The following is an 8415-nucleotide window of genomic DNA, read 5'->3' on the forward strand; positions in this document are numbered from 1 at the left end:
CTGCTGGCCGCTTGCGGCGCCATCCACCCGCCATTCGATAAGCAGGCTCTGGGGCGGCTGGTTGAGTTTGGCCAGGGTCGCTTCGGCCTCTTGCAACTGGGCCACACTGCCGCTCAGCACCAGCTGGTTGCCCATGGCACTCACCCCGATATCCGGGTAGATCTCCTTGAGGGTCTGCACCATGGCCTCGGCCTCGAATACCGGGATCACCTTGACCTCGGCCCGCAGCGGCAGACACCAGAGCCCGCACAGCAACAAGATCCCGCTCCAACGCCACTTTTTCATCTCTCTCTCCTGTCCGGGGACCCGGCTCACCGTCTCTGCCAGTCTGGCTATCACCATCATGATCCATCTGCCTCACTTTTCAATGACGTAGCCCCCACAAGCGATGGCTGCATGGACCAGAGCCCCCCTTGACAGCCTGCGAGCCAAAAGGACCGAGATAGATCGAATAACACAAATAAAAATGATTACCATTTGTTGTCACCAAAAAGTCGCTCGGATACAATTCGGTCTCATTTTTTCGAGCCACCTGCTGATGAAGCCTGTTACCGCCACTCCCACCCCTGCCATCATCCATCTGGCGATGCTGATCAATATGCTCTCCATGGGCAGCATGATGATGGTGATGCCCCTTGGGCCGGATCTGGTCATCAGCCTCGGCATGCAACCGGAGCAGACCGGTTATTTCAGCGGCGGTGCCACCCTGGGCGCGGCCCTGATGGGGCTCATTGCTGCCCCCTGGCTCGATCGCGTCAACCGCAAACCCGCCCTGCTGGTGCTGCTGACCCTGCGCTTCTTGCTGCTGATGGCCTGTGCCTTGGTCCAGCACAGCCAGCAGCTGTTGATACTGTTCATTCTGTCGGGCTGCGTGGCCGGGCCCCTCTCCGCCATCCTGATGGCCGCCGTGCTGGATCTGGTACCAACCGCCGAACGGGGCCGCCGCCTCGCTTATGTTGGTATGGCCTTCTCGCTCGCTGCCATCCTGATAGTGCCCATCGCCCTGGTGCTGTCCCAATGGCTCGGCTGGCAGAGCCCCTTCCTGCTGTTTGGCGCTGGCGGCCTGCTGCTGGCCCTGCTCTGCGCCCTGCTGCTGCCCTCCCTGCCGGTCACCCGCTATCCCCACGGCAGCGGGCTGCGCCAGCTGCTGGGATCGCCGCTATGCCAGGGCGCCCTACTCATTCTCTGCTTACAGATGTTCGGTCACTTCCTGCTGATCCCGCACTTTGCCAACTACTTCCAGTTCAACCTCGCCTTCCCCCGCGAGCAGATCGCCGCGCTCTACCTGTTTGGCGGTCTTGCCAGCATGGCGACTATGCGTGTGTGCGGCAGCTGGATAGATCAAGGCCGGGCGCTGGCCGCCATTCTGATCACCAGCCTGTTGCTGGCCCTGATCACCTTGCTCGGCTTCGCCGCCCCCGTTGGCGTGCCCATCTACCTGCTGTTTACCCTCTTCATGGCGCTGAGCTCGGCCCGCTCCAGCACCACCCTGGCTATCACGGCGGCCATTCCGGCACCCCATCAGCGCGCCGCCTTCATGTCCTTCCAGGGCACGGTGACCAACGTGGCGGCCGGGCTAGGCAGCCTGCTCTCGGCAAGGTATCTCGTCTCGGACAGCACGGGTGCCCTGCACGGCTTTGCTGGGCTCGCCTGGATCAATATTGGCTGTGGCCTGCTGGCCTGCGGCGGTGTCTGGCGCTTGCTCAAGGGGCTGGCGCAGACAAGGAATAACAATAACCCCGCGTCTGGTACCGCCAGACAGGGAAGTCAGTGAGCTACCGGCCCCAGAGCCGAACCCCATAACCTCTGTTTATTCATGGAGTTTTGACAATGCAGTTGCAGCATGGCGTATTTCGTTTGAACCCGATTCTGCTCTCCCTCGGCCTGTTTGCCTTGCCGGGCCTGGCCCAGGCAGAATCGGTCAAAGCCAACGAGACCATGGTGGTCACCGCCACCCAGACCCAACACACCGAGCTGTCCGCCCCAGCCAGCGTCTTCGTGGTGACCCGTGCAGATCTGGACAGGATGAACGTCAACAACATCGGCGATGCCCTCAGGCGCGTACCTGGCGTCAACATCATTGCCACCAACCCCACCGGCCGCAACGAGATCAAGATCCGCGGCTTGGGGGGTGACTACACACTGCTGCTGATCAACGGCAAGCGGGTCAACGCCCGCGAGACCCTGGGCAGCGCCTACGGCAACGACTTCGACCTGAGTTCCATCCCCATGGCCGCCATCGAGCGCATCGAGGTGATCCGGGGCCCCGTCTCCTCCCTGTACGGTGCCGATGCGCTGGGTGGCGTGGTCAACGTGATCCTGCGCCAGGCCAGAGAGAAGACAGAAGCGGCCTTCGGCTACACCCACACCATGCCCACCAAGGGCGACGGTGGCGATGCCAACCAGGGCAGCGCCTTTGTCTCCGGTGCCCTCATCGACAACAAGCTGCTCGGCAGTGTGGTGGTGGAAGGCTATCAGCGTGACCGCTGGCACAGCGATCAGTCCAACAACCCGGATGCCGATGCGCTGGAAAAACGGGAAGTGGTCAACGTGCTCTCCAGCCTGAAGTGGCTGGTCAGTGACAATCAGGATATCGATTTCGATCTGGGCTACAACCAGAACGACATGGACAGCTACTTCAACAATGTGCCCCGTGCCCCGACGGCGCCGGCGACTCCGCATAACGTGCAAAAGCTCGAACGCCTGAGCCTGGGTGTGACCCACAACGGCCATTGGCAGCACGTTGATAGCCGTGCCCGCTACTACTTCGAACAGACGGATCTGATGGATGACTCCCAGCTCAATGGCGGCGCCGCCGATGTCACCCAGACCAACCACACGGTCGATGGCCAGCTGAGCGGCTATCTGGGGGATCACCTGCTGACCTCGGGCGCCGAGCTGCGCAACACCGAGCTGGAGCACAGCCGCAGCATCGCCAACGGCAGCGTGGATGCGAGCCAGAGCGCCCTCTATCTGCAGGACGAATTCAGCCTGGGGGATCTGGCGCTGACCCTGAGCGGCCGCCTCGACCACCATGAAACCTATGGCAACGAGTTCAGCCCGCGCGCCTATGCCCTCTACAAGCTGAGCGACGAGTGGGTGATCAAGGGGGGCGCCGGCAAGGCGTTCAAGGCACCGACCCTGGCCCAGTCCAGCGAAGGCTTCGCCACCACGGCCTGCCGTGGCGCCTGCAAGGTGGTCGGCAACCCGAACCTGCAACCGGAAACCGCCGTCAGCTATGAGCTGGGCACCGCCTACGAGAGCGAGCGTTTCGGCGCAGGGGTGACTGGCTTCCACAACGACATCGAGGACTTGATCCAGAGCGATCAGTGGGGCCCGGGCTACCGTCCGAGCGTCATGACCTACCTCAACGTCAAGAAGGCGCGAGTGAAAGGGCTGGAGCTGACCGGCTGGGTCGATGTGCGAGACGATGTCAAGCTGACCGGTAACTGGAGCCTGCTGGATTCCGAAGACAAGAGCACGGGTGACGATCTGACCAAAACCCCGGATCACACCGGCAACCTCAGCCTGGATTGGCAAGCCACCGAGATCGTCAGCACGCACCTGGCCTGGCAATACGTAGGCAGTCAGTTCATCAAGGTGCCGATGCACAACTCCGAGGCGTTAAAGTCCAAGCACTATCAGACTCTGGATCTCAACACCAACTGGACAGTCACGCCAGCGCTCGACTTCAAACTCGGCATCACCAATCTGACCAGCACCCAGCGTGACCAGGTCGCCACCGACGCCGACTTCATTCTGGAAGGTCGCACCGTCTATGCAGGGGTGAATTACAAGCTGTAATCCTCCGTTCGGGAGCCCTGCCGACAGGGCTCCCTTTTTCCGTTTTTATCGCCTCGACAATAAGGAGTATCCGGGTGCTCAGACACCAAACACAGCTGTTCTGGCTGGGAGTTGTTCTCCTGTTCATGCTGATCTGTCTGTCACTGGCCACGGGGGCCGGTGTCTATGGTGGCCGCGAGGTCGCCGGATTTTTGCTGGGCGATCCCGCCCTCATGGCCGACCAAAAGCTCGCCATGATCATTCATACCCTGCGTCTGCCCCGCACCCTGTGTGCACTGGTGGTGGGCGTCTGTCTCGCGCTGGCGGCCTCCATGCTGCAAAGTGCTACCCGCAATCCGCTGGCCGAGCCCGGCCTGCTCGGCGTCAACGCCGGCGCCGTCTTCGCACTGGTGATAGGGCTGACCTATTTCGGGGTCGAATCGGCCTACGGTTATCTGCTCTGGTCCGGCATGGGGGCCCTGCTTGGCAACCTCATCGTGCTGGGCCTCGGCCTGATGGTGGGCCGTTCCAACCCGCTCAAACTCATCCTGGTGGGGGTCGCCCTCTCCGCCACCTTTGGCGGCCTCTCCAACTTCCTGCTGCTCTCCAACAAGGTGGTGCTGGAGCAGTTCCGCTTCTGGAACCTGGGGTCTCTGGCGGCCTCGGATCTCGACGCCGTGCTGACCGTGGTGCCCTTCGCCCTGGCCGGTCTGCTGCTGACCCTGGCGCTCTGCCGCCAGCTCACCCTGATGCAGATGGGAGACAACCAGGCACAGGCCCTCGGCATACGACCGACCCGGGTGCGGATCGGCGTGCTGCTGGCCGCCACCCTGTTTACCGCCTGCGCCATCGCCATTGCCGGCCCCATCGGCTTCGTCGGCTTTCTGGCCGCCTACTGCGCCCGCCTGGTGGAGCCGGTGCGCCTCGCCATCCAGGTGCGTTTCTCCGCCCTGTTTGGCGTGCTGTTCCTGCTCGGCGCCGACATCCTGGCCCGCTGGCTGATCCAGCCGTTCGAGCTGCCCAACGGGGTGATCCTGGCGCTGATCGGCGCCCCTGTGCTCATCATGGTGGTGCGCAGCGGCGGCTTCCGCTCCCTGCTGGCCGTCAAATAAGGTCACCCTGCCTCATGAACAATTCAATGAACACATCGCTGAACGCTTCCCTTCCCTCCGGCACCCTCTGCCTGCGCCTCGGCAGCCGCACCCTGTTGCTGCACCGCCGCGCCTGGCTTATCACGCTGGGGCTGCTGGTGGTCCTGGTGCTGCTCTCCCTGCTGGCGCTGACCCTGGGCTCAAGCAAGCTCACCATGCTGGGGGTAGTAAAGACCCTGCTTGGCGAGGGGAGCCGACTCGATGAGGTGACCGTCTTCAAGATCCGGCTGCCGCGCATCGTCGCCGTGCTGGTGGCCGGCGCCGCCATGGGCCTCTCCGGCTGTCTGGTGCAGACCCTCATTCGCAATCGTCTCGCCACCCCGGACATGATAGGGGTGAACGAGGGCGCATCGCTCGCCATCATCGTTTTCTCCCTCTATCTCACCCTCGGCAGCTGGCCCTGGTGGGCCGCGCCGCTCGGCGCCCTGTTTGCCGCCGCAGTGCTCTACGCCCTGTGCAACAAGCCGGGAGAGCAGGGCTATCTGTTCGTGGTGATCGGCATCGGCGTCTCCGAGCTGATGAACGCCATCGGCCAGTTCGTGATGTCTACCCAATCGCTGGTGCACCTCACCAGCCTCTACCTGTGGAACATGGGCAACTTTGTCGGCCAGGGCTACAACACTGTCGTGCCGGTGGGGATCCTGATCCTGCTGGTCTGCCCCTGGATCATTTATCTCTCCCGTGCCCTCGGTGTGCTGCGTCTGGGCCCTGTCACCGCCCAGAGCCTGGGGGTGAACGTCAACCGGGTGCAACTCGGCGTGCTCGCCCAAGCCATCGTGGTGGCGGCCCTTGGCACCGCCATCGGCGGCCCCGTGGTATTCATCGCCATGGCCGCCCCCATACTCGCCTCCTGGATGAGCCGGGATCGCATTGTGCCGCTGTGGATTGCCGCCCTGTGCGGCGCCCTGCTGCTGCTGGCGAGCGATACCCTGGTGCGGGTGCTGGCCAGCCCCCATGAGGTCGCCACCGGCATCATGACCCGTATTCTTGGCGGCATACTGCTGCTGTTTATTCTGATCAAAGACAGACAGAGAACCGACTGATGACCCTCACCCTAAATCGCCTCCACTTCGGCTATCAGCAAAAACCCGTCTTCAACGACATCTCCTTCACCATTCCCAAGGGCAAGCTGATTGGCATCGTCGGCCCCAATGGCGGTGGCAAATCAACCCTGCTCAAGCTGCTGGCGGGCCAGGAGCAGCCCCAATCCGGTGAGATACTGCTCAAGGGCAAACCGCTGGAGAGTTACGGCATGAAGGCACTGGCCCGGGAGCTCGCCTACCTGCCCCAGCGCCCCCTGGTGCCCGCCGGCATTCAGGTCGAACAGCTGGTGCAGTACGGCCGCCATCCCCATCAGGGCTGGTTCAATCAGTGGAGTGAAGAGGATGCTCGCATGGTGCGCTGGGCCTGTGAGCGGATGCAGCTTGGCGACATTTTGGCGCAGAGCGCCAGCTCCCTCTCCGGCGGCCAGGCCCAGCGGGTGTGGCTCGCCATGGTACTGGCCCAGGACGCGGACATTATCTTGCTGGATGAGCCCACCAGCGCGCTGGACATAGGCCACCAGACGGAGGTGATGGAGGCCATCCACCAGATCACCGCCGAGGGCAAAACGGTGCTCATCGTCATTCACGATCTCGCCACCGCCGCCCGCTACTGCGACGAGCTGATCGCCATCGGTGAGGGCAAGATCCAGGCTATGGGCCCGGCTCGCGAGGTGGTGACCAAACCGCTCATCGACCGCCTCTACCAGACAGACGTGGACATACTGCATGCCCCCGGCGATGGCGCTCCCATCATAGTGCCGCGCCGCCGCCCGCAGGCGTTTGCCATGCAGCGGCAGGCCTGAGCGAAGGGCCAAAAAACCGCCTTGATGGCGGTTGTTGACTGGCGCCGTGAACGGGATGGTGAGCCCTGTCACCGCTCACAGCAGCAGGGTCGTGAGCACGCCCCCCGGCAATCGCTGCCAGTGCAGGGTGCAGTGCCAACCGGCGGACAGCTCCGGGGTCAGCGCACTTTTGAGTTCGAAGGTGAGGGTCTGCTCCGTCATGGTCAGCCAGCGGGCATCGAGAAAGTCGAAGTAACGCCCCACTCTGGGGTAGAGCGCCTTGAACAGGCTCTCCTTGGCGGAGAACACCAGGGTCAATCCTCGGGCCGGGCCGAGCGGACAGTGCTGCAGCCTCGCCCATTCCATGTGATCCACAATGCCGGGCCAGAGCTCGCACGCCTGCTCGTCTTCCAGCCAGGCCTCCAGATCCAGCCCCATCCCTGCCTGGCCGGGGCGTACTGCGCACAATGCCATCCCCCGCCCCTGCAGCAGGCTGTGGCTGATGCTGCCCTCAAACCCCAGAGGCCAGCGCGGCTCGCGGGCCGCCCCGATGGCGACCACATGATCAGCCAACCCAAAGCGGTGCAGGGCCTGGCGCGCCGCCAGCCGGCCAGCCAGAAACTCCCCCAGCCGCTTGGGCACCGCTCGCTGCAAACTGTCAGGCAGCAGGATCCCGGCCTGCTCATAGCAGGCCGGGGTGAAGGCGCCAGGATCGAAGCAGACTCGCTGCAGCGGAAGTTCAGCAAAACCGGGCAGCGGCAGGCTGTCGGCATGCAGGATAAAGCTACCTGGGGATGTGGCAGCCAGGGAAGCGATTGACATCGAAAAGGCCCTTGGTTCGAGAGCGGCCATGATAGCAAATCGCCCCTCCCAAACGCCACAAACGCAAATGACAACTTTTATCATTTGAATTTGTGATAAGATAAGCCCGCCCGTTTGGGACCCGGTTTTTCGCTGATTTCACCAAGAAGGATGTAACGATGAAGATCTCCTCCCCCCTGGCCACCGCGCTCATACTCGCCAGCCTGGTCGGTTTTCAGGCCGAGGCCAACACCGAAACCCGTCAGGTGACCGATGCCAATGGCAAGACCCAGATCGTGCCCGCCCAACCCAAGCGGGTCGTGGTGCTGAGCGAAATCGATCTGGATACAGCCCTGACCCTGGGGCTGCAGCCGGTCGGCACCGTCAACGGTCGCGGTCAGGGCACACTGCCCCGCTACCTGCTGAACAAGGCGGGCGAGCATATCGCCGTGGTCGGCGATCTGGACAACCCCAATCTGGAGCGGCTGATCGATCTGGAACCGGACCTCATCCTGACCGGCCAGACCAAACCCGAGCTACTTACTCTGCTGCAAGAGATAGCCCCCACCGTCGTCACCGGCAACTGGGGCGACTCCTGGAAGGAGATCTTCAATCGCAGCGCCCACGTGCTGAACCGGGACACCGAGGGCAAGGCCTTCCTCGCCCAGTATGACGCCCGCCTGCAGGAGGCACGCAGCAAGCTTGCCAAGCATCAGGGCGAGCGCCTGAGCATAGTGCGCTGGAACCCGAAGGGCCCGAGTTACATGCACAGCGGCACCTTCGCCAGCAGCGTGGTGGAAGAGATGGGGCTGACCCGTCCCACCCACCAGATCGGCGACAAGACCCCCCACTCCC

Annotated in this window: 7 protein-coding genes and 1 pseudogene; 6 read left to right on the forward strand and 2 right to left on the reverse strand. The window is 63.2% G+C overall.

What is annotated here, in order from left to right:
• Positions 1-285 (reverse strand): annotated as a pseudogene (locus BN1129_RS05090) (hypothetical protein); the annotation flags it as partial.
• 253 nt (positions 286-538) lie between these two features.
• On the opposite strand from BN1129_RS05090, the gene BN1129_RS05095 reads away from it, so the two are divergent.
• The 5 genes from BN1129_RS05095 to BN1129_RS05115 all read left to right on the forward strand — a co-directional run bounded on the left by BN1129_RS05095 (position 539) and on the right by BN1129_RS05115 (position 6780).
• Entirely contained in the window at positions 539-1774 is a 1236-nt protein-coding gene (locus tag BN1129_RS05095; protein WP_042034907.1) for a siderophore amonabactin export MFS transporter, read from the forward strand.
• Positions 1775-1830: 56 nt separating this feature from the next.
• Positions 1831-3804, forward strand: coding sequence for a siderophore amonabactin TonB-dependent receptor (locus BN1129_RS05100; RefSeq protein WP_042034898.1), 1974 nt, complete (start codon positions 1831-1833; stop codon positions 3802-3804).
• Between the two features lie 74 nt (positions 3805-3878).
• Positions 3879-4895 carry an amonabactin ABC transporter permease subunit 2 gene (locus tag BN1129_RS05105; RefSeq protein WP_042034899.1) on the forward strand — a complete coding sequence of 339 codons (1017 nt, stop codon included), beginning with the start codon at positions 3879-3881 and terminating at the stop codon, positions 4893-4895.
• A gap of 14 nt (positions 4896-4909) precedes the next feature.
• Positions 4910-5977: an amonabactin ABC transporter permease subunit 1 gene (locus BN1129_RS05110; protein WP_042034900.1), complete on the forward strand. Its 1068-nt coding sequence runs from the start codon at positions 4910-4912 to the stop codon at positions 5975-5977.
• On the forward strand, positions 5977-6780 hold the full coding sequence (locus tag BN1129_RS05115) for an amonabactin ABC transporter ATP-binding protein (protein ID WP_042034901.1): 804 nt from the start codon (positions 5977-5979) through the stop codon (positions 6778-6780). Before BN1129_RS05110 ends, BN1129_RS05115 begins: the two co-directional genes overlap by 1 nt.
• 75 nt (positions 6781-6855) lie before the next feature.
• On the opposite strand, the gene amoD is transcribed toward BN1129_RS05115, so the two are convergent.
• On the reverse strand, positions 6856-7581 hold the full coding sequence (gene amoD / locus BN1129_RS05120; protein ID WP_042034903.1) for an amonabactin biosynthesis phosphopantetheinyl transferase AmoD: 726 nt from the start codon (positions 7579-7581) through the stop codon (positions 6856-6858).
• 158 nt (positions 7582-7739) lie between these two features.
• Here amoD and BN1129_RS05125 point away from each other — a divergent pair.
• A partial coding sequence (locus BN1129_RS05125; protein WP_042034904.1) for an ABC transporter substrate-binding protein occupies positions 7740-8415 on the forward strand: 676 nt, incomplete at its 3' end.

Source organism: Aeromonas popoffii, assembly GCF_000820025.1.
In the GTDB taxonomy this organism is placed as follows: domain Bacteria; phylum Pseudomonadota; class Gammaproteobacteria; order Enterobacterales; family Aeromonadaceae; genus Aeromonas; species Aeromonas popoffii.

Excerpts from the sequence above, each read along its gene's own strand:
- BN1129_RS05095 (WP_042034907.1), top strand. The coding sequence starts at position 539 with ATGAAGCCTGTTACCGCCACTCCCACCCCTGCCATCATCCATCTGGCG.
- BN1129_RS05100 (WP_042034898.1), top strand. The coding sequence starts at position 1,831 with ATGCAGTTGCAGCATGGCGTATTTCGTTTGAACCCGATTCTGCTCTCC.
- BN1129_RS05110 (WP_042034900.1), top strand. The coding sequence starts at position 4,910 with ATGAACAATTCAATGAACACATCGCTGAACGCTTCCCTTCCCTCCGGC.
- BN1129_RS05115 (WP_042034901.1), top strand. The coding sequence starts at position 5,977 with ATGACCCTCACCCTAAATCGCCTCCACTTCGGCTATCAGCAAAAACCC.
- amoD (WP_042034903.1), bottom strand. The coding sequence starts at position 7,581 with ATGTCAATCGCTTCCCTGGCTGCCACATCCCCAGGTAGCTTTATCCTG.